Origin of the sequence: Teichococcus aestuarii (genome assembly GCF_042651065.1) — a bacterium.
Taxonomy (GTDB): Bacteria; Pseudomonadota; Alphaproteobacteria; order Acetobacterales; family Acetobacteraceae; genus Pseudoroseomonas; species Pseudoroseomonas aestuarii.
This window is the reverse complement of record NZ_JBHSCH010000002.1, coordinates 26169-45470: the sequence shown is the minus strand read 5'-3', so window position 1 is coordinate 45470 and position 19302 is coordinate 26169. Positions and strand designations below refer to the sequence as shown.

General features: G+C 72.2%; 18 protein-coding genes. 8 read left to right on the top strand and 10 right to left on the bottom strand.

What is annotated here, in order from left to right:
- Nucleotides 1-18: 18 nt before the first annotated feature.
- Nucleotides 19-996 carry a 2-hydroxyacid dehydrogenase gene (locus ACFOY6_RS01455; protein ID WP_379633805.1) on the bottom strand — a complete coding sequence of 326 codons (978 nt, stop codon included), beginning with the start codon at nucleotides 994-996 and terminating at the stop codon, nucleotides 19-21.
- A gap of 125 nt (nucleotides 997-1121) precedes the next feature.
- Here ACFOY6_RS01455 and ACFOY6_RS01450 point away from each other — a divergent pair, with 125 nt between their 5' ends.
- The gene (locus tag ACFOY6_RS01450) at nucleotides 1122-1832 is read left to right on the top strand and encodes a GntR family transcriptional regulator (protein WP_379648517.1); all 711 of its coding nucleotides are present in this window, start codon (nucleotides 1122-1124) and stop codon (nucleotides 1830-1832) included.
- A 9-nt stretch (nucleotides 1833-1841) separates the two neighbouring features.
- Here the strand turns inward: ACFOY6_RS01450 and ACFOY6_RS01445 are convergent, their stop codons facing one another.
- Entirely contained in the window at nucleotides 1842-2693 is an 852-nt protein-coding gene (locus ACFOY6_RS01445) for a VOC family protein (RefSeq protein WP_379648515.1), read from the bottom strand.
- A 181-nt stretch (nucleotides 2694-2874) separates the two neighbouring features.
- Here ACFOY6_RS01445 and mbfA point away from each other — a divergent pair, with 181 nt between their 5' ends.
- Complete coding sequence (mbfA, locus tag ACFOY6_RS01440; RefSeq protein ID WP_109518542.1) at nucleotides 2875-3831, top strand: iron exporter MbfA; 957 nt, start codon at nucleotides 2875-2877, stop codon at nucleotides 3829-3831.
- An 18-nt stretch (nucleotides 3832-3849) separates the two neighbouring features.
- Here mbfA and ACFOY6_RS01435 read toward each other — a convergent pair whose 3' ends face one another.
- From ACFOY6_RS01435 to ACFOY6_RS01420, 4 genes are all read right to left on the bottom strand, one after another.
- Nucleotides 3850-5574: an ABC transporter ATP-binding protein/permease gene (locus tag ACFOY6_RS01435; protein WP_379648512.1), complete on the bottom strand. Its 1725-nt coding sequence runs from the start codon at nucleotides 5572-5574 to the stop codon at nucleotides 3850-3852.
- Nucleotides 5575-5614: 40 nt separating this feature from the next.
- A complete protein-coding gene (locus tag ACFOY6_RS01430; protein ID WP_379633813.1) occupies nucleotides 5615-5890 on the bottom strand; it encodes a DUF3253 domain-containing protein in 276 nt (91 codons plus the stop codon).
- Nucleotides 5891-5915: 25 nt separating this feature from the next.
- Nucleotides 5916-7274, bottom strand: coding sequence for an MFS transporter (locus ACFOY6_RS01425; RefSeq protein WP_379648510.1), 1359 nt, complete (start codon nucleotides 7272-7274; stop codon nucleotides 5916-5918).
- 119 nt (nucleotides 7275-7393) lie between these two features.
- Complete coding sequence (locus tag ACFOY6_RS01420) at nucleotides 7394-8149, bottom strand: DUF1194 domain-containing protein (RefSeq protein ID WP_379648508.1); 756 nt, start codon at nucleotides 8147-8149, stop codon at nucleotides 7394-7396.
- Between the two features lie 189 nt (nucleotides 8150-8338).
- Here ACFOY6_RS01420 and ACFOY6_RS01415 point away from each other — a divergent pair, with 189 nt between their 5' ends.
- Nucleotides 8339-8560, top strand: coding sequence for a hypothetical protein (locus ACFOY6_RS01415; RefSeq protein WP_109518547.1), 222 nt, complete (start codon nucleotides 8339-8341; stop codon nucleotides 8558-8560).
- 139 nt (nucleotides 8561-8699) lie between these two features.
- Here ACFOY6_RS01415 and ACFOY6_RS01410 read toward each other — a convergent pair whose 3' ends face one another.
- The 3 genes from ACFOY6_RS01410 to ACFOY6_RS01400 form a co-directional block, all read right to left on the bottom strand.
- Entirely contained in the window at nucleotides 8700-9920 is a 1221-nt protein-coding gene (locus ACFOY6_RS01410; RefSeq protein ID WP_109518548.1) for an OmpA family protein, read from the bottom strand.
- A 294-nt stretch (nucleotides 9921-10214) separates the two neighbouring features.
- Nucleotides 10215-10793 carry a DUF924 family protein gene (locus ACFOY6_RS01405; RefSeq protein ID WP_379648506.1) on the bottom strand — a complete coding sequence of 193 codons (579 nt, stop codon included), beginning with the start codon at nucleotides 10791-10793 and terminating at the stop codon, nucleotides 10215-10217.
- On the bottom strand, nucleotides 10790-13708 hold the full coding sequence (locus ACFOY6_RS01400; RefSeq protein WP_379648504.1) for an FAD-binding and (Fe-S)-binding domain-containing protein: 2919 nt from the start codon (nucleotides 13706-13708) through the stop codon (nucleotides 10790-10792). The genes ACFOY6_RS01405 and ACFOY6_RS01400 overlap by 4 nt, the downstream gene beginning before the upstream one ends.
- Before the next feature lie 177 nt (nucleotides 13709-13885).
- Here ACFOY6_RS01400 and ACFOY6_RS01395 point away from each other — a divergent pair, with 177 nt between their 5' ends.
- Both ACFOY6_RS01395 and ACFOY6_RS01390 read left to right on the top strand, forming a co-directional pair.
- Nucleotides 13886-15070 (top strand): pyridoxal-phosphate-dependent aminotransferase family protein, encoded by a 1185-nt coding sequence (locus tag ACFOY6_RS01395; RefSeq protein WP_109518551.1) that lies wholly within the window; start codon nucleotides 13886-13888, stop codon nucleotides 15068-15070.
- A gap of 70 nt (nucleotides 15071-15140) precedes the next feature.
- Nucleotides 15141-15584, top strand: coding sequence for an SRPBCC family protein (locus tag ACFOY6_RS01390; protein WP_109518552.1), 444 nt, complete (start codon nucleotides 15141-15143; stop codon nucleotides 15582-15584).
- A 51-nt stretch (nucleotides 15585-15635) separates the two neighbouring features.
- Here ACFOY6_RS01390 and ACFOY6_RS01385 read toward each other — a convergent pair whose 3' ends face one another.
- Nucleotides 15636-16649 (bottom strand): LLM class flavin-dependent oxidoreductase, encoded by a 1014-nt coding sequence (locus ACFOY6_RS01385; RefSeq protein WP_109518553.1) that lies wholly within the window; start codon nucleotides 16647-16649, stop codon nucleotides 15636-15638.
- A gap of 162 nt (nucleotides 16650-16811) precedes the next feature.
- Between ACFOY6_RS01385 and ACFOY6_RS01380 the strand changes: the two genes are divergently transcribed.
- From ACFOY6_RS01380 to ACFOY6_RS01370, 3 genes are all read left to right on the top strand, one after another.
- The gene (locus tag ACFOY6_RS01380) at nucleotides 16812-17120 is read left to right on the top strand and encodes a DUF1244 domain-containing protein (protein ID WP_109518554.1); all 309 of its coding nucleotides are present in this window, start codon (nucleotides 16812-16814) and stop codon (nucleotides 17118-17120) included.
- Between the two features lie 137 nt (nucleotides 17121-17257).
- Complete coding sequence (locus ACFOY6_RS01375; RefSeq protein WP_109518555.1) at nucleotides 17258-17560, top strand: DUF2312 domain-containing protein; 303 nt, start codon at nucleotides 17258-17260, stop codon at nucleotides 17558-17560.
- Nucleotides 17561-17725: 165 nt separating this feature from the next.
- Nucleotides 17726-19060 (top strand): MFS transporter, encoded by a 1335-nt coding sequence (locus ACFOY6_RS01370; protein ID WP_379648501.1) that lies wholly within the window; start codon nucleotides 17726-17728, stop codon nucleotides 19058-19060.
- The last annotated feature ends 242 nt before the right edge of the window (nucleotides 19061-19302 follow it).

Below are 19302 nucleotides of genomic sequence, written 5' to 3'. Positions count from 1 at the left end.
GGCGGCAGGGCTTCCGGGTCAGACAGGGTCGAGGGGAGCGCGGCCGGCGGCGATGGCGGCCACGTTGTCGAGGGCGCGCAGGCCCATCGCGTCGCGCGTCTCCAGCGTGGCGCTGGCGACATGCGGCGTGAGGAACACGTTGGGCAGGGCGGCGAAGCGCGTGTCGTAGTCGGGCTCGCGGCGGAACACGTCGAGCCCGGCGGCGAAGAGATGGCCGGAGGTGAGCGCCGCAAGCAGCGCGTCCTCGTCCACCAGCGAGCCGCGCGCGGTGTTGACGAAGACGGCGCCGCGCGGCAGGGCGGCGAAGGCGGCCTCGTCCATCAGCACGCCATTCGCCGCGCCGCCCGGCAGGTGCAGCGAGAGGATCTGGCAGTGCGGCAGCATCTCGGGCACCGAGGCGAAGTATTCCGCGCCCTGCTCCAGATCGGGGGAGAGGCGGCTGCGGTTGTGGTAGAGGATGCGCATGCCGAAGCCGCGCGCGCGCTGCGCCACGGCCCGCCCGATGCGCCCCATGCCGACGATGCCGAGCACCTTGCCGGAGGGCCGCACGCCCAGCATGTCCGGCAGGCCGAGCCCCTTGCGCCAGCCCGCGCGCATCAGCGCCTCGTATTCATGCGCGCGGCGGCAGGCGGCGAGGATGAGCAGGAAGGCGAGGTCGGCGGTGCAGTCGGTCAGCACGTCCGGCGTGTTGGTCACCAGGATGCCGCGGGCGCGGGCAGCCTCGGCGTCCATGTGGTCGTAGCCGACGCTGCTGTTGGCGATCAGCTTCACATGGCCCGGCAGCCGGGCGATGGCGGCGGCATCCAGCTTCACCTTGGGGCCGATCAGGATGGCCTCTGCCCGGTGCGCGGCGGCGGCGTCGATCGCCTCCTCCGTGCTCATGTCGTGCTCCGCCAGCAGGGCGTCGAACTCGCGGCGGGCGCGGTCTGTGGCGGCCGGGGTCAGGCGGCGCGCCACCAGGAGGCGGGGCAAGGCTCGGGGCAAGGCTGGGGCCATGGAACGTTTCCCTGATCCGGCCGTCGCGACAGGGCGGCCTTGCCATCCTCGATACCGGACATCACCTTGTCCGGCAAGCAGCCGATATTTCGGATTTCGCGTGCCGGGCTTATAAGGTTCCCACCATGTCCGTCATCCAGCCGCCTGCCGCCCTTCCCCTGCAGCCCTTCGGCCGCCCTCCTTCGGCGGGCGCCTTCGCCTATGCCAGCCTGCGCGAGGCCATCCTGACCCTGGCGTTGCCGCCGGGGGCGGTGCTCTCCCGCGCGGCGCTGGCGGCGCAGCTCGGCCTCAGCCAGACGCCGGTGCGCGAGGCGCTGATGCGGCTGGAGGCGGAGGGGCTGGTGGAGGTGGTGCCGAGCGCCTCCACCCGCGTGGCGCCGATCGACCTGACCAGCGCGCGCCAGGCACAGTTCCTGCGGCGCGCCGTGGAGCTGGAGATGGTGCAGGCGCTCGCCGCCGCGCCCCCGGCCACGCTGGGCGAGGTGCTGGCCGGGCACCTCGCGCGGCAGGCGGAGCTGGTGGCGCGGGAGGATCATGCCGGCCTTACCGCCGCCGACGACGCCTTCCACGAGGCGCTCCACGAGGCGGCCGGCATCTCTCCGCTCTGGGCCATGGTGCGCAGCCGCAGCGGGCATCTCGACCGGCTGCGCCGCCTGCACCTGCCCGCGCCCGGCAAGGCCGAGACCATCCTGCGCGAGCATGAGGCGATCGCCGGCGCCATCCTGGCCGGGGACGGCGCCGGCGCCGCCATGGCGCTGCGGCGCCATCTGGCGGACACGCTGGGCCGGGTGGAGACGCTGCGCGCCGCCCAGCCCGGCCATTTCACCGGCGCCTGAGGCGCCGCCTCAGCCGAGAAAGGCCAGGGCCACGCCGCAGGCTTCCTCGGCCGGCACCAGGATGCGGCCCGGCTTCTCCAGCATCGGCACCCCGCCGGACTGGAGCGCCGCCCGCGCCGCGTCCAGCCCGGTTCCCCCCGTGCGGAAGCTCAGCGCCACCATGCGCTCGCCGCTGGCGGGCAGCTCCGGCAGGCCCTCGCCCCAGTGGCTGCGCGCGGCCTCGGGCAGCAGCACCAGCACGGCGCCCTGCGCCGCCTGGATGGCCAGCCCCCCCGCCACGGGCCGGATCGCCTCCTCGCCGAACAGCGCCTTGTAGGGCGCCAGCGCCCGCGCCGGGTCGTCGCTGACGATGCCGAACTCGGCGATGCCGGTGACGCCATTGGCATGGCGCTGCCATTCCGGCCGCCACACCAGCTCCGGCGTGAAGTGGTGGCAGAAGAAGACGCGCCCGCCGAAGGTGACCTCCGGCCCCAGATGCGTCACCCGGAAATGCGCCTCCGGGCTGGTGCCGTCCGGCAGCGCGACGGGGCGGACGAATTCGCGGGAATCCTGCACCGGCAGTCCGGCGGCGGCCACGCGGTCGCGGAAGCCGGCATCGGCCGGCGGCTTGAACACCAGCCCGCCCAGGCCGGCCGGCATGCTCAGCAGCTCCGGCCGCGCCGCCGCGCGGCCCGGCTCGAAGCCCAGCAGCTCCAGGTAGTCCGTGCCGAAGATGGCGAGGTTGTTGCTGGAACCCAGGGAGTGATGCCCGCGCTCGGTGAGCTGGAAGCCGAGCCGGGCATAGCGCCCGGCCGCGTCGTCCAGCCTGTCGCCGACATTGATCACCACATGGTCGATGGCGGGCTGCAGCACGGCGGTCATGGGCCAGATCCTTTCCTGCGGGTTCGGAGCCGCATCATGGGCCGTGCCGGGGGCTTTGCGAAGCCGGGTTGAGAACGCGGCGCATTCTCTCCAAGTGCCTGAAAAATCGGCGGAAACTGCGCCTGCCGGGTTGCCTCGCCCGGGCTCCGCGGCAACAATGCCGGGCAGGAGAGCCACCCGCATGAAACGCTTCCAGGACCTGACGGAGGCCGAGACCCTCGCCCTGGCGGTCGCCAATGAGGAGGAGGATGCCCGCATCTACCGCAGCTTCGCGCTGCGGCTGCGGGCCAGCTACCCCGCCTCCGCCGCGCTGTTCGACGCGATGGCGGCGGAGGAGGAGGAGCACCGCCACCGCCTGCTGACCCTCTACGAGGCGAAGTTCGGGCGGGAGATGCCCTACATCACCCGGCAGGATGTGCGCGGCTTCATGAAGCGCCGCCCGGTCTGGCTGATGCGGGATCTGCGGATCGAGACGGTGCGCGCCCAGGCGGCGCTGATGGAACGCGAGGCCGGCCAGTTCTATGCCCGTGCCGCCGAGCGCGCGCGTGACACCGAGGTGCGCCGCCTGCTCGGCGACCTCGCCGAGATCGAGCAGAAGCACGAGGACCGCGCCGCGGCGCTGGAGGCCGAGCTGCTGCCCGCCGACGCCCGCAGCGCCGAGGATGCCGAGGCGCGGCGGATGCTGCTGCTGCAGGTGGTGCAGCCGGGCCTGGCGGGGCTGATCGACGGCTCCGTCTCCACCCTGGCGCCGATCTTCGCCGCCGCCTTCGTCACGCAGAACTCGGGCGATGCCTTCGTCGTCGGCCTCGCCGCCTCCATCGGCGCCGGCATCAGCATGGGGCTGACGGAGGCACTCTCGGACGATGGCGAGATCACCGGGCGCGGCCATCCCTGGCTGCGCGGCGGCGTCTGCGGCGTGATGACGACGCTGGGCGGCCTCGGCCACACCCTGCCGTATCTGATCCCGGATTTCTGGACCGCCACGGCGGTGGCGGGGGTGATCGTGGCGCTGGAGCTGTTTGCCATCGCCTGGATCCGCTGGCGCTACATGGAGACGCCCTTCACCAGCGCCATCGTGCAGGTGGTGCTGGGCGGCGTGCTGGTGCTGCTGACGGGCATCTTCATCGGCAGCGCCTGAAGGGGCCGCGCCACCCCTTCAGGCGGGACCGATCCGCCCCTCCGAGAGGCGCAGCACCCGGTCGTGGTGGCGCACCACGGCGGGGCGGTGAGCGATGGAGAGGATGGCGGTCTCCGGCAGCTCGCGCCGCAGCGTGGCGTAGAGATGCTCCTCCGCCTCCGGGTCGAGGCTGGCCGTCGCCTCGTCGAGGAACAGCCAGCGCGGCTTCAGCAGCAGGGCGCGGGCCAGCGCCAGCCGCTGCTGCTCGCCGCCCGAGAGGCGGCGCTCCCAGGGCTCCACCGCGTCCAGCCGGTCGCGCAGCGCGCCGAGGCCGGCCTGTTCCAGCGCCGCCACCACGGCCGCCTCCGGATATTCCGCCGCATCGTGCGGATAGCAGATGGCGGCGCGCAGCGTGCCGAGCGGGATGTAGGGGCGCTGCGGCAGGAACAGCGCCTCGCCCGGCGGCAGCGCGATGCGCCCGGTGCCGAAGGGCCAGATGCCGGCGAGCGCCCGGAACAGGGTGGACTTGCCGCTGCCCGAGGCGCCGGTGATGACCACCGCCTCGCCCGGCGCCAGGTGCAGCGCGGCATCCTGTGCCAGGGCGCGGCCATCGGGCAGGGCGATGGAGAGCGCCTCCACCCGCAGCCCGTCGCCGCCGCCGGCGGTGAGGGAGGGGCCTTCGCCGGCCGCGTCCTGCGCCGCCCGCAGGGCGCGCTGGAAGCCGGTGAGGCGCTCCACCGTGGCGCGCCACTCGGTCAGCCGCGCGTAGTTGGTGACGATCCAGGAGAGCGAGCCCTGCACCTCGCCGAAGGCGGAGGAGGTCTGGATCAGCCCGCCGAGCTGGATGCGCCCGGCGAAGAAGGCGGGCGCCGCGACGACGATGGGGAAGATGACCGCGAGCTGCCCGTAGCCCGCGGTGAAGAAGGTGAGCTGCTTGGTGGCGCGCATGATGCCCCACCAGTTCTGGATGACGGCGCCGAAGCGGGCCAGCAGGCCGCGCTTCTCCTGCGCCTCGCCGCCATGCAGCGCCACGCCCTCCATGGTCTCGCGGAAGCGCACCAGGGCGTAGCGGAAATCCGCCTCCACCCGCTGCTGCAGGAAGTTCAGCCCGATCAGCTTGCGGCCGATCAGGTGCGCCAGCCAGGTGCCGAGCCCGGCATAGAGCAGCGCCACCCACACCATGTAGCCGGGGATGGAGAGGCCGAAGACCTCCATCGGCCCCGAGAGGCCCCACAGCACCACCACGAAGGAGGCCAGCGTCACCACCGCGTTCATCAGCCCGAGGCCGAGGACGAGGGTGCCGTCCACATAGAGGCGGGTGTCGTCGGCGATGCGCTGGTCGGGGTTGTCGGTGCCGGCATCGGTCAGCGCGACGCGGTAATAGGCGCGCTTCTCCAGCCAGCCGGAGAGCATCCGGTCGGTCAGCCAGCGGCGCCAGCGGATCTGCAGCGCCTGCTGGAGATACAGCGCATAGACGCCCACCAGGATGTAGGCCGCGGCGATGAGCGAGAAGCCGGGCATGAAGCCTTCCTCGCCGCCCTGGCCCCACAGGATCAGCCCGGTGAAGGCCGCGAAGTCCTTGGCCTCCAGCGCGTTGTAGAAGGCGCGCTGCCAGTAGGTGAGCAGCACGCCCATGCCCACCAGCGCCAGGTTCAGCAGCACGACCACGGCCAGCAGGCCACGCGCGCGCCAGCGTTCCTCGCTGTTCCAGTAGGGGCGCGCCAGCGCCCAGGCCTCGCCGAGGAAGGGAAGGATGCGCCGCATGGAAAAGCGACCTCGCAGGTGAAGGGAAGCGGCCCGCGCGTCAGGCCGCGCCGGCGGCGCGCAGGCGGATGACGCCGCGCACCTCCTCGGCCGGCACCGGCTTGCCCTTGCGCAGGATCTCGATGCGCCCTTCCTTCTGCAGCCGCAGCGCGGCGTGGCGGACCGGCGTCATCAGGCTGCGCCATTGCGGGTCCGGCATCAGGGCGCGCGCCACCTCGCTCGGGCAGATGGACTTGCCGGGGCCGCAGGCGGCGGTCTGGCGCAGGATCTCCTCCCCCAGCGCCTCGGGGGAGGGGTGTTTCGGCTCGGCGGACATGGGCGGCACTCCTGGCAGGGCGATCTCAGCGGATGCGGGGTGTGAGGCGTGTGAAGCTGATCAGCGCCGCGCCGGCGGCGATGGTGGCGGCGACGCCGAGCGCCGCCGTGGCGCCATTCTCCCCGGCCAGCCGCAAGGTCAAGGCCGCCATCGCCGCGCCGCTGGTCTGCCCCAGCAGGCGGGAGGTGGAGAGCATGCCACTGGCGCCGCCGCTGCGCTCGCGCGGGGCGGAGGAGAGGAGGGTGCGGTTGTTGGGGCTCTGGAACAGCCCGAAGCCGAGGCCGCACAGCGCCATGCGCCAGCCGATGTCGAGGGCGGTGGGCGCCTCGGGCAGCCAGGCCAGCAGCGCCAGCCCCGTGGCCATCAGCCCGAGGCCGAGGCCGCCCAGCAAACCGGCCGGCAGCTTGTCGGACGCACGCCCGGCCAGCGGCGAGACGATGATGAGCACCAGCGGCCAGGGTGTCATCAGCAGCCCCGTCTCCACCTGGCTGCGGCCGAGGCCGTGCTGCAGGAAGAAGGGCAGGGCCACGAAGGCCAGCATCTGCGCGGCGAAGGAGCAGATGGCGGTGGCGACCGACAGGGCGAAGATGGGGATGCGCAGCAGATCCACCGGCAGCAGCGGCGCCGGCCGCCCGGCCTGGCGCCGCACCAGGGCGATGCCGGCCGCCACGCCGCCGGCCAGGATCAACCCCGCCTGCCAGGGGGCGGCACCGCGGGCGAACTGCTCCAGCGCCGTCATCACCAGGCCGAAGGTGGCGGCGCTGAGCAGGGCGCTGGCCGCGTCGAAGCGGCGCCGGGCGCGCGGCGTGGCGGGCAGGAAGCGGATGGCGAGCAGCAACGCCAGCGCGCCCACCGGAATGTTTACGGCGAAGATCCAGGGCCAGTGCGCCACGCTCAGGATGCCTGCCGCCACCGTCGGCCCGAGCACGGAGGAGATGGCCACCACCAGCGCGTTGACACCCACGCCCTGCCCCAGCAGGCGCTGCGGGTAGATGAAGCGCACCAGCGCGGTGTTGACGCTCATCAGCCCGGCCGCGCCCAGCCCCTGCACGGCCCGCGCGGTGGCGAGGCCGGTGAGGGAATCGGCCATGGCGCAGAACAGCGAGGCGATGACGAACAGCGCCAGCCCCGTGCGATAGACCTTCTCATGCCCGATCAGCTCGCCCAGCGAGGCCAGCGGCAGCAGCGCCATCACCACGGCGATCTGGTAGGCGTTCACCACCAGGATGGCGTCGGAAGGCGGCACGCGCAGATCGGCCGCGATGGCGGGGAGGGCGACATTGGCGATGGAGGAATCCATGACCGCCATGGCGATGGAGACGGCGAGCGCCAGGATCGCCCAGAGCCGCTGCGGCTGCGGCAGGCCATCGTTTTCCTCTTGCATCCGGCGCCGTTTCCTCCTGTGGGGGCAGAGGCGCCGACCATGCGCCCGGGCACGCCCCGGCGCCAGAGGGCGGGGCCGGGGGACGGGGCTGCGGGGCGCGCAGGGCAGCGCGCCCGCCCTCAGGCGTAGGCGCGCTCCACCAGCGGGCCGGGCGGCGGATTGCTGGCGATCTCGCGGATGATCTTGCGCCGCACCGCGCCCTCGAAGGCCTGGAAGCCCTCCGCCACCATCAGGAAGGCGCCCGGGCCGCCGATCACCTCGTCCCGGTAGTAGTCGTCGAGCGGCGGGGTGAGGTTGGCGAACTGCGCGGGGGGCGGGGTGCGGTCCAGCACCGCCAGGCCGTTCAGGATGATGCCGCGTGACAGCGCGTCGGCGCGCGCCTGGGCCAGCGGCCGGCCGGAGTTGTTCACGCCGTCGCCGGAGATGTCCACCACCTGGCGCGTGCCCTCGTAGCCCTGGCCGAACAGCGTGGCCGCGTAGTCGATGGCGGCGGAGATCGAGGTGTAGAGGTGCGTGCGGCGCGGCGCGGCGTCGATGGCGGCGGCGAAGCGCTCGCCGCTCTCCCGCCCGTCGATGCGCGCCCAGGGCACCAGCAGCTCCTGCACGTTCCAGTCGGACCAGGTGAAGAAGCATACGGCGATGGAACCGATCGCCCCGCGCGCGATGCCGTCCAGCAGGCGCGGGTCCCGGAAGGCGGCGGCATAGCCGCGGAATTGCAGCTCCTGCTCCTCCGCGTCCACCGAGCGGCTGACATCCACTGCCAGCGCCAGCTCCACATCGACCGGCTCCACCGCCCTGGCCCGGCCCGCGGCCAGGAGGGCGGGCGCGGCCAGCAGCCCCGCCGAGGCATGGCGGACAAAATCCCTACGTCGCATCCGACTCTCCGTCAGTCGAGGCCGTGCACGGCTTTCCCTCAGCCTCAGACTAGGGGAGAATTTTTGTGCGCTGCAACATAAGAGATGTCATGGCTGTGCCTCACGCCATGCGGGGCGAATTCGGCGCCCGGGGCGGCAACCCATGGCCGCCCCGCCCGCTTCTATCCTTGAACAGGAGTGAGGGACCCCATGCGAGTCCAAGGCCTGCCAGACACCGGCATCCGGGCGCAGATCCCGATCCCGCCGACCGACCCGCCGGCGCCGATGCCGCCGCCCGGCGAGCCGCCGGGCCCGGACCTGCCGGAGCCGCCGATCGACGAGCCGCCGGGGCCGGACCAGCCGACGCCGGATGCGCCGGACATCCCGCCGCTCGGAGACCCGCCGGGCGACCCGCCCACGCGGATGAACTGAGGGATTACACCCACCCGGCCGGGCGGGGCGCCATGGCGCCCCGCCCTTTTTTCATGCCGCCGCCGCGCGGAGGGCGGCATGAAAAAAGGGGCGCCTCGCGGCGCCCCCCTCTCGTTCCGTGCGGAACCGGCCTGCGTGATCAGCGCAGGACGATCTCGACGCGGCGGTTCTGCGGCTCGCGCACGCCGTCGGCCGTCGGCACCAGCGGGCGGCTCTCGCCGAAGGCCTGCACGCCGATGGCGGAGCGGGCGACACCGAGGCGGACCAGCTCGGCGGCGACCGCATCGGCGCGGCGCTGCGAGAGGCGCTGGTTGTACTGCGGCGAGCCCGAGCGGTCGGCGTGGCCGGCGATCTCGATGCGGGTGGTCTGCACGCGGCTGCTGTTCTGGGCGGCCTCGGCGATGATCTGGCGGGCGCGGTCCGTCAGGTCGGCGCGGTCGAAGTCGAAGAACACCAGATAGGTGCGGGCCGGAGCCGGGGCAGCGGCGGGCGCGGGCGCCACGACCGGCACGGGCGCGGCCGGCACCGGCTGGTTGAAGGCGTAGCGCAGGCCCAGCATGGCGGAGTGGTTGTGCGCCTGGTCCACCTCGTAGCTGCCGCGCGAGACGACGCCGCCCGCCGGGTTGCGCACCGTGCCGTCGAACTTGGTCTGCAGCGCGCCCGTGTAGCGGTACTCGGCGGTGACCGAGAGGCCCGGCACGGCGGTGATCGGGAAGGCCAGGCCGGCGATGCCCTGATAGGCGAACTGGCCGGCGGAGTCATCGATGCGGACGCTGTTGGCGCCGGCCGGCAGGCGGGCGCCGCTGGCTTCCAGCTCCGTCCACATGTAGCCCACGCCACCGCCGATGTAGGGGACCACGGCCACCGGCATGTTCGGGAACCAGCGCGGCAGCTGGAAGTCGTAGAACACGTTCGCCATCACGGCGTACTGCTGCATGTCGCCGTCGATGTTGCGGAAGGCCACGCCCGGCGCGCCGCCGGCGCGGTTCTGGAAACCGCCCAGGCGGTCGACGTTGTTGTAGCGGTAGCTGCCCTCGATCTCGGTGCGGAAGCCGTTGCCAAAGCCGTAGCCGACCGAGAGGGCGCCCATGAAGCCCTCCTCGAAGCCGAGGTTGCCCTGACGGTTGCCCGAGGTGCCGTCGAAGTAGGCGGCGTTGCCGCCCTGGGCCGTCAGGCCACGCGCGTCGGAGTGGTTCCAGCCGGCGCCGGCGCCGATATAGACGCCCGAGACCGGCTCGGCCGCGGCGGTCGGCAGCCAGCCCATGGGCGAGTACCAGGGAGAGGAAGAGGTGCCCTGGGCAAGGGCAACGCCCGGCGTGGCGAGGACGGTGGCGGCGAGAAGCAGGCGACGAAGCGTCATGGTCATATTCCTTGGCAACCCAGTGGACGGGCGCAGGGAAAACCAGAGTTTCATCTCCAAGTTGCGGTACGGTTTTGCAATGAATGGGGCCTGTGGCGAAACTGTCACAGAGTTCGGTCCAGACTGGCTAAACTGCTGTTTTAGGCGGGAAATCGCCCTGCGATCTGGGGTGGGACAGCACACGATGCGGCGGCGGGGCGGTGCCGCCCACGCCGCGCCGCGGGGAAGGCCGGATTCGGCGCACGTTCTTGTGAATCGGGCGCGGCGAAACCGGCCCCGCCGCCGCGCCGGCCTTCAGAAGCCGGCGCCGGGCTGCGCGAGATAGGCGGCCTCGGCGGCGGTGTCCGCCCGCCCCAGCGCCGCGTTCCGGTGCGGGAAGCGGCCGAAGCGGCGGATTACGGCCCGGTGCCGCCAGGCATAGTCGATGACGCCGCCGGGCTGGCGGGACGGCGCGTGGTCCCGCAGGCCCTCGAACAGCGCGACGGAAAGCTCCTGGTCGGCCATCGCCTCGGAATGCTCGAAGGGCAGGTAGAGGAAGCTCCGCTGCACCGGGTGCAGCGCCAGGTCGTGCCGCCGCTCCAGCACCACCTGGCGGGCGGTGGCGCGGGCATGGGCATCGCTGGCGAAGGCCCGCGGCGTGCCGCGGAACAGGTTGCGGGGGAACTGGTCGAGCAGGATCATCAGCGCCAGGCCGCCCTCCGGCGTCTCCGCCCAGCCATCCAGCGTCCCCTCCCGCGCCGGGTCCACCGCCGCGCCGAAGCGGGCGCGGATGGCCTCGTCGAAGGCGTCGTCGCGCTGGAACCAGCGGGGGCGGAACACCGTGGCGTCGTCGCCGAACCAGAAGCCGAGGACATCCGGCGGGGAGAGGCTCATGCCGGGCGCGCCGCGCGGGCCAGCACCTGCACCGAGTGCAGCGCCTCGCGCCCCGCGAGGTCGCGGATCTGGTGGCGGCAGGAGGTGCCGTCCGCCACGATCAGGTCTTCCGGTGCCGCCGCGCGCACCGCCGGGATCAGGGAAAGCTCCGCCATCGCCTTGCTCGCCTCCAGGTTCTTCGCCTCGTAGCCGAAGCTGCCCGCCATGCCGCAGCAGGAGGAGGCGATGGGCGCCACCTCCAGCCCGGGGATGCGGCGCAGCGTCTTCACCGCCGCCGGGAAGGCGCCGAAGGCCTTCTGGTGGCAATGGCCGTGGATATGGGCGCGGGGGGCCTGGATGCCGTGCAGCGGCAGTAGCCCATCCTCCTTCGCCAGGAACTCGGTGGCGAGGAAGGCGCGCTCCGAGAGCTTCCGGCTCTCCTCCCCGGGGAGGAGGGAGAGGAACTCGTCGCGCAGGGTGGTGAGGCAGGAGGGCTCCAGCCCGATCACCGGCGCATCGGTTCCGGAGAGCGCCTCCAGCGTGCGCCGGGCCTCCTCCCGCGCGCGGTCCACCATGCCAGCGGCGAGGTAGGTGCGGCCGCAGCAGAGCGGGCGGCCCTCCGGCGCCCGGGCCGGGCGCACGCGGTAGCCGGCATGGCCCAGCACCGTCACCGCGTCGCGCAGCACCTCCGGCTCGTAGTAGCGGTTGAAGGTGTCGGCGAAGAGCAGCACCTCCCGCTTGGGGCCGCCCGTTACCGCCTCGCGGTCGCGGAACACGTCGCGGCGGAACTTCGGCAGGGTGCGGCCGGCGGCCAAGCCCAGCATCCGCTCGGAGAGGCCGGCGAGGCCGGGGATGGTGTCGCGCGCATTGGCCACCTCCGGCAGCCGCGCTGCCCAGGGCGCCCAGCGCGGCAGCTCGGCGATGATGCGGTCCTTCAGCTTGATGCCATGCTTCCGCGCCCTTGCGTGCTGCACCTCGATCTTCATCTTGGCCATGTCCACGCCGGTCGGGCATTCCCGCTTGCAGCCCTTGCAGGAGACGCAGAGCGAGAGTGCCTCGGCCACCTCGTCGCCGGCCAGCGCGTCCGGCCCGAGCTGGCCCGTCAGCGCCAGGCGCAGCGTGTTGGCGCGGCCGCGCGTCAGGTGCTGCTCCTCCCGCGTCACGCGGAAGGAGGGGCACATGACGTTGGCGTCGAACTTCCGGCAGGTGCCGTTGTTGTTGCACATCTCGACGGCGCCGAGGAAACCGCCCTGCGGCCCGGGCCAGGCGGACCAGTCCAGCGCCGGCTTCACCGTCTCGTCCGCGCGGTAGCCGGGCGGGTAGCGGAACAGGGAGCGGTCATCCATGCGCGGCGCGCGGACGACGCGGCCGGGGTTGAGCAGCCCCTCCGGGTCGAAGCCGTCCTTCACCGCCTCGAAGGCGCGGACGATGCGGGCGCCGAACATGCTCTCGTGGAACTCGGAACGGACGATGCCATCCCCGTGCTCGCCCGAATGGCTGCCCTTGTATTCGCGGACGAGGGCGAAGCACTCCTCGGCGATGGCGCGCATCTTCGCGACATCCGCGCCATCCTTCATGTTCAGCACGGGCCGCACATGCAGGCAGCCGACGCTGGCATGGGCGTACCAGGTGCCCTTGGTGCCGTGGCGCTCGAACACCGCGTTCAGCCGCTCGGTGTAGTCGGCGAGGTCGGGCAGGTCGACCGCCGTGTCCTCGATGAAAGAGACCGGCTTCCCGTCGCCCTTCATGCTCATCATGATGTTGAGCCCCGCCTCGCGCACCTCGGCGATGCTGGCCTGGAGGGCGGCGTCGGTGGCGCGCACCACGGCGCCGGGGTAGCCGAGATCGCCCATCATCTCGTCCAGCCGGTCGAGGTCGCGCAGCAGGGCCGCGTCGTCATCGCCGTGGAACTCGACGATGAGCAGGCTGTCCGGCTCGCCGCGCACGATCTGATCGATGGTGGCGCGGTAGATCGGGATGGAGCGGCCGAGGTCGATCATGGTGCGGTCCACCAGTTCGACCGCCTCGGGGTTCAGCGTGACGAGGTGCTGGCTGGCGGCCATGGCGGCGCGGAAGGTGGGAAACTGGCAGATGCCCAGCACCTTGCGCGGCTTGATCGGCCACAGCTTCAGGTCCAGCGAGGCGGAGAAGGCGAGCGTCCCCTCGCTGCCCACCAGCAGCCGCGCCAGGTTGCCGCGACCCTCGGCGCGCGCGGCGGGGGTCAGCGCCTCGATGTTGTAGCCGCCGACGCGGCGCAACTGCTTCGGGAAGCGCGCCGCGATCTCCTCCGCCTCGGCCGCCCCCAGGGCGCGCAGCGACTGCACCAGCGCGGCGACGCCAGCCGGCATCCCGGCCCCGAGATTGTCCGGCAGCTCGCCGAAGGTATGCCGCTCGCCGCTGGCCAGCAGCGCGTCGATGGCCAGCACGTTGTCGGCCATCAGCCCGTAGCGGATGGACTTGCTGCCACAGGAATTGTTGCCGGCCATGCCGCCGATGGTGCAGCGCGCCCAGGTGGAGGGATCGACGGGGAAGAACTTCTTGCGGGACTTCAGCGCGTCGTTCAGCGCGCCGAGGGCGATGCCAGGCTCGACGCGGGCGATGCCGGCCGCCTCGTCCACCTCCAGCACGCGGCGCAGATGCTTCGTGCAGTCGATCACCAGGGCGCGGTTGACGGTCTGGCCGCACTGGCTGGTGCCGCCGCCGCGCGGCAGCACGGGCACGCCGGCCTCGCGGCAGATGGCCAGCGCCGCCTGCACGTCCGCGATGGTCTTCGGCACCAGCACGCCGACCGGCTCCACCTGGTAGATGCTGGCATCGGTGGCATAGCGGCCGCGGTCGGCGGGGGCGAACTTCACCTCGCCCTCGGTCTCGCGCTTCAGCCGCGCCGCCAGGGCCGGGTCGCCGGGGCGGACCTTGGAGTGGTGGATGGCGTTCATCGGGCGTTCCCTGGGTGGCAGCCTGCGGGGCAGGAGAGTGCCTTCTCCCTAGCGCAGCCGGGCGCTCCTGTCCGATCTATAATGCTCATCAATCCCACGAGCCGAACTCATTGGCGCGGCACATGGACCGCCCGTAAGAGATCGGGCCATCAGCCCGTCCAGGGAAGGAAGCGATCCATGGCCTATTTCCAGTCCAAGCCCACCGCCGGCCGGCATTTCCTGCAGATCCCGGGGCCTTCCAACGTGCCGGACCGCGTGCTGCGCGCCATGGACAACCCGACCATGGACCATCGCGGCCCGGATTTCGGCCTGTTCGGCAAGCAGCTGCTGGAGAAGGTGAAGCAGGTCTTCAAGACCGAGCAGCCGGTGATCATCTACCCCGCCTCCGGCACGGGCGCGTGGGAGGCGGCGCTGGTCAACACCCTCTCCCCCGGCGACACGGTGCTGATGTGCGAGACGGGGCAGTTCGCCTTCCTCTGGCGCGAGATGGCCGAGCGGCTGGGGCTGAAGCCCGAGCTGATCCAGACCGACTGGCGCCGCGCCGCCGACGTGCCCGGCATCGAGGCCCGGCTGCGGGCGGATACGGCGCACGCCATCAAGGCCGTCTGCGTCGTGCACAACGAGACCAGCACGGGCTGCACCTCGCGCATCGCCGAGGTGCGGGCGGCGATGGACGCCACCGGCCACCCGGCGCTGCTGCTGGTGGACACCATCTCCTCGCTCGGCTCGATGGACTACCGGCATGACGAATGGGGCGTCGATGTCACCGTCTCGGGCAGCCAGAAGGGGCTGATGCTGCCGCCGGGCCTGTCCTTCAACGCTGTCTCCGAGAAGGCGCTGAAGGCCAGCGAGGGTGCGAAGCTGCCGCGCAGCTTCTGGGACTGGAAGCCGATGATCGCCTCCAACGCCACCGGCTACTTCCCCTACACCCCGGCCACCAACATGCTCTACGCGCTGGACACGGCGCTGGACCTGCTGCTGGCCGAGGGGCTGGAGAACGTCTTCGCCCGCCACGACCGCCACGCCGAGGCCACCCGCCGCGCCGTGCGCGCCTGGGGGCTGGAGGTGCAGTGCGAGGACCCGCGCCACTATTCCTCCGTGCTGACCGCCGTGCGGCTGCCGGAGGGCCACTCGGCCAACGCGCTGCGCGCCGCCATCCTGGAGAAGTTCAACATGTCGCTCGGCAATGGCCTCGGGCGGCTGAACGACCGGGTGTTCCGCATCGGCCACCTGGGCGACTTCAACGACCTGGCGCTGATGGGCACGCTCTCGGGCGTCGAGATGGGGCTGCGCATCGCCGGCGTGCCGCACAAGGAAGGCGGCGTGAAGGCCGCCATGGACTACCTCTCCGGCAACGCCTGAACGCCTGAACGCCAGCGGGGCGGCGACGCCCCGCCAGCAACCGGCATCGCGGCGGCGCGTTGATGGCATCATGCAACAGAGCATCACCATCAGCCGTCCCGCCGCCGAGGTCTTCGCCTATGTGGCGGACATCCGCCACTGGCGGGAATGGCTGCCCCACCTTCGGCGCGAGGAGACCGGCCCGCCGGAGGGCAAGCTCTCTGCGGACAAGGCCGCCCTCACGGTGCGCTGGCCGTTCGCTCCGAGCGGCGAGTGGCGGGTGGAGGGCGAGGGAAAGGTGGCCCGCCTTTTCCTGACGCTCGGCACCGACACCGCCCAGCCCAACGACCCCACGGAGCGGGAGACGCCCCAGGAGGCCCTGGCGCACGGCATGGAGGCGGCCCTGCAGAGCCTGAAATCGCACCTCGAGCGTGCCGAAGGCGGCGATCCCGTCCTCCACCCCCCTGGTGCCCCACTCCGCGCCTATGGGCGGGATGCGGGCGAGGATGTCGATCACACGGAGCAGAACCCCTGAGGCCTTCCTCCCGGAAGGCCGCAGGGGCGGCAAGGATCGGCGCCTGACGGTTCAGTGCGCCGCTTCGGGCTGCCGCACCAGCTCGCGGCAGATCTCGGCGGCGATGCTGAAGGAACGAAGCCGGGCCGTGTGATCGTAGATCTGCCCGGTCAGCATCAGCTCGTCCACGCCCGTCTTCTCCACGAATTCCCCGATCTGGCGCCGCACCGTCTCGGGTGACCCCACCGCCGAGCAGGAGAGGCTCTGGCCGACGCCGGCATAGCGGGCCTCGTGCTGCAGCGCCGCCACATCCTCGGCCGGCGGCGGCAGCTTGCCCGGCGTGCCGCGGCGCAGGTTCAGGAACTGCTGCTGCAGGGAGGTGAACAGGCGTTCGCCCTCCGCATCCGTGTCGGCAGCGAAGATGTTCATCGCCGCCATGCTGTAGGGGCGGTCGAGCTGGGCGGAGGGGCGGAAGCCCTCGCGATAGATTTCCAACGCCTGCATCATCGCCTGCGGCGCGAAATGCGAGGCGAAGGCGAAGGGCAGCCCCAGCGCCGCCGCCAGTTGCGCGCTGTAGAGGCTGGAGCCCAGCAGCCAGAGCGGCACCTCCATGCCGCCGCCCGGCACCGCCTGCACCGGCTGGCCGGGCTGCACCGGCGCGAACCAGGCGCGCAGCTCCACCACATCCTGCGGGAAGCTGTCCACGTCGCCGGAGAGGTTGCGCCGGAGCGCGCGGGCGGTCCGCATGTCGGTGCCCGGCGCGCGGCCGAGGCCGAGGTCGATGCGGCCAGGGAAGAGGGCGTTCAGCGTGCCGAACTGCTCGGCGATGACCAGCGGCGCGTGGTTGGGCAGCATCACCCCGCCCGAGCCCACGCGGATGGTGGAGGTGCCGGCCGCCACATGGCCGATCACCACCGCCGTGGCGGCGCTGGCGATGCCCGGCATGTTGTGGTGCTCGGCCAGCCAGAAGCGATGGTAGCCCAGGCGCTCGGCGTGCTGCGCCAGGTCCCGGGCGTTGTGGAAGGCGTGGCTGGCTTCCTCGCCCTGCTTGATGGGCGCGAGGTCGAGGACGGAGTAGCGGATCATGGATATGCCTCCCCAGGCGGGTTGCGGGGATGGAGAAGGACCCCGCGCGGGGCAGGGCAGTCCTCCCCGATATGGGGCACGGGGGGCCTCGCGTCAGGGGGGTGCCTTGGCAGGAGGGTGGTGCCGGCCCCACCTTGGGCGCTGAGCAAGGAGGCCCATGCCATGACCACCGAGATCGACCCCGCCACCCGCACCGAGCTGGAGGCCGCCGCCTTCCGCCGCCTCGTCGAGCACCTGCGGGAGCGGACGGATGTGCAGAACATCGACCTGATGAACCTCTCCGGCTTCTGCCGGAACTGCCTCAGCCGCTGGTACCGCGAGGCCGCCGAGGCGCGCGGCATCGCCCTGCCGGACCCGGAGGCGCGCGAGGCCATCTACGGCATGCCCTACAAGGAGTGGCAGGCGAAGCACCAGAAGGAGGCCTCGGCCGAGCAGAAGGCGAAGTTCGCGGCCAGCAATCCGGGGCACTGAACCGGGGTGCCGGGAAGCGGGAGAGGGGGGAGGGGCGCAGTCCCGATCCATTTGCCCGCCCTGGCCGGCGCCGCTATACCCGCGCCCCTCCGGCGCCGCCTTCCGGCGCCGGGTCTGGTCCGTTTCTGGAGACGATGATGAGCGATTTCGACGCGCAGGAGGCCCAGGCCAGCCGCGAGCGCCAGGAGGCCGATCCCGAGGCGGAAGTGGGCGGCATCGCCGCCGACCGCCTGCGCTCGATCATCGAGCGGGTGGAGCGGCTGGAGGAGGAGCGCAAGGCCCTCGCCGACGACATCAAGGACATCTTCGCCGAGGCCAAGTCGGCCGGCTTCGAGGTGAAGGTGATCAAGCAGATCCTGCGCATCCGCAAGCAGGAGCCGGCCGAGGTGGAGGAGCAGGAGACCCTGCTCGATCTCTACCGCCGCGCCCTCGGCATGTGATGCGCCCGCGCCCCGCGCCAGCCCGCAAGGGCGGCGTGGGGCGCGGCCGCCACCCCGCGCCGCCCCTTGGGGGCCGGTGCGCCGCGCGCCGCCATGCTGGCGGAATCGTAGCGGGCCGCCCTCCCACGGGGCCTCCCGGCCCCTTGCACGCCGCGGAGCCTTGCCGTGCCATCCTCCCTCGCCAGCACCCTGGCCACCGTCTTTGCCCTGCTGTTCGGCTACGCGCTGCTGCAGATGGGCAACACGCTGCAATCCTCCCTGCTGGCCGTGCGCGGCGGGCTGGAGGGATTCACCGCCACCGAGATCGGCCTGGTCGGCTCCGGCTTCTATGTCGGGCTGATGCTGGGCTCGCTGCGCGGCGGGCGGCTGGTGCGGATGGTGGGGCACACGCGGGCCTTCGCGGCGCTGGCCGCCATCGCCTCCATGGCGCCGCTGCTGCACCTGCTGGCGATGGACCCCTGGGTCTGGCCGGTGACGCGGGCGCTCACCGGCTTCTGCTTCGCCGGCCTGTTCATCGTGGTGGAAAGCTGGCTGAACGGCGCCGCCAACGCCTCCGTGCGCGGGCAGATCCTCAGCGTCTACGGCATGACCGGCATGATTGCCGGCGTGGCCGGGCAGATGCTGCTGACCATGGGTTCGCCGCGCGGCTTCGCGCTGTTCTGCGTCATCTCCATGATCATCTCCTTCGCCCTGGTGCCGGTGGTGCTCTCCCGCGCCCAGGCGCCGGCGCAGCCGGATGGCGACGCCGAGCTGAATCTCGGCCGTCTCTACGGGCAGTCGCCCTTCGGCGTGGTGGCGGCCTTCCTCAGCGGCATCAGCACCGGCGCCTATTACGCGCTCGGGCCGCTCTTCGCGCAGCGGCTGGGGCTGGAGGCGGCGGCGGTGGCGGTGTTCATGGCCTGCGGCTCGCTGGGCGGCTTCGCCGCCACCTGGCCGGTGGGCTGGCTGTCCGACCGCATCGACCGGCGCGGGCTGATCGTCGGCCTGTCCATCCTGTCCACGGCGGCGCTGCTGTGGATGGTGCTGCTGGTGCCCGAGGACCCGCCGCGCTGGATGGCCTACAGCCTGGTAGCGCTGTTCGGCGCCATGGTGATCCCCGGCTACAGCCTGATCCTGGCGCATGTGAACGACCACGTGCCGCCGGGCGAGTTCGCCGCCGCCTCGGGCGGGCTGCTGATCCTGTGGGGCGCCGGCTCGGCGCTGGGCCCGATCATCGGCGGCACGGCCATGACCACGCTGGGCAATCCGGGCCTCGGCTGGCTGATCCTGTCCGCCCAGCTGCTGATCGCGCTGTGGGGCCTCTACCGCATGCGCCAGCGCGCCGCGCCGGAGGCGAAGGAGGACTTCCTCGTCATGCCCGTGCAGCCGGTCAGCACCGAGCTGGTGGCCGTGGCGCAGGAGGCGGCGGTGGAGCGCGAAGAGGCCGCCGCGCAGGAGGCCCTGGCCGAGGCGGCGGCGCCGGAGCCGGAGCCGGGGCAGGAGCTGCCGCCGCCACGCTGAGGCCGCCGGAGGGCGGGGGCCGGAGAAAGAGCTTGCTTCAGAAAGAGCTTGCTTCGGGCGGCGCGGATCTCTAGATAGGCCTCTGACGGAAACCGCACGGCCATTAGCGCCTCACTGGTCATCCATGACCATATCGGTTTCTTCCCGGCCCAAGCACTTCAGGAATGGTCTGCAACCCTTTGAGGTTGGCGGCGTTCTGGCCTGCGGAACCCCGCAGGCCCTATGGCTTGGCCGGTTTTCAC